Below are 571 nucleotides of genomic sequence, written 5' to 3'. Positions count from 1 at the left end.
TGAAGCTTTCTTCAAAATACAACCTTACCCCATCCACAAGCACATACTCCGACTGATGATGACGTCTCAAGGTGATATCCAGTTTACCGGTATGATCTACACTGAAGGTACCGTTGGTGAATTCTTTACCTGAATCTTTTTTATGCGTTTCTTTAAAGGTTAAGGCAGGAGAATTTCCTGTAATTTGGACAAACACGGACTGATTGGGTTGCAGGAATTTAGTGGCCTTTGAACCTAAAGGGACCGTACCAGAGCCCTGCATGTCTAAGGCTGCATAGCCCCCGTGAACCGCCAGATTAGGATCATAAATCCAGACATGGGCGATGTTGATGTTTGCTGCGTCAGCATCAAACAAAAGATCTTCAATATCCACCTGGGCCTGGTAAGGATTGGCCACTAAGCTAAATTCTAAATTATTTGGAGCAAGACCAACGACCGGGAAATCCCCCGTGACCAGTTCACCTGTAAAACGCAAGGTAGTTGCCGAGCCAAGCTGTGTGTTGTTGAGATTTAAATCGAGTTCACGCCCCCCACGCACCATCAGGGCATAGGCTTCTCCAGTATTCAATTG

Annotated in this window: 1 pseudogene; it reads right to left on the bottom strand. The window is 45.9% G+C overall.

The annotated features are described in order from the left end of the window. A pseudogene (locus tag G3567_RS13255) lies at window positions 1-571 on the bottom strand (hypothetical protein); the annotation flags it as partial.

It is taken from the genome of Psychroflexus aurantiacus, assembly GCF_010820555.1.
GTDB lineage: Bacteria > Bacteroidota > Bacteroidia > Flavobacteriales > Flavobacteriaceae > Psychroflexus > Psychroflexus aurantiacus.
This window is presented reverse-complemented; position numbering and strand designations above follow the sequence as displayed.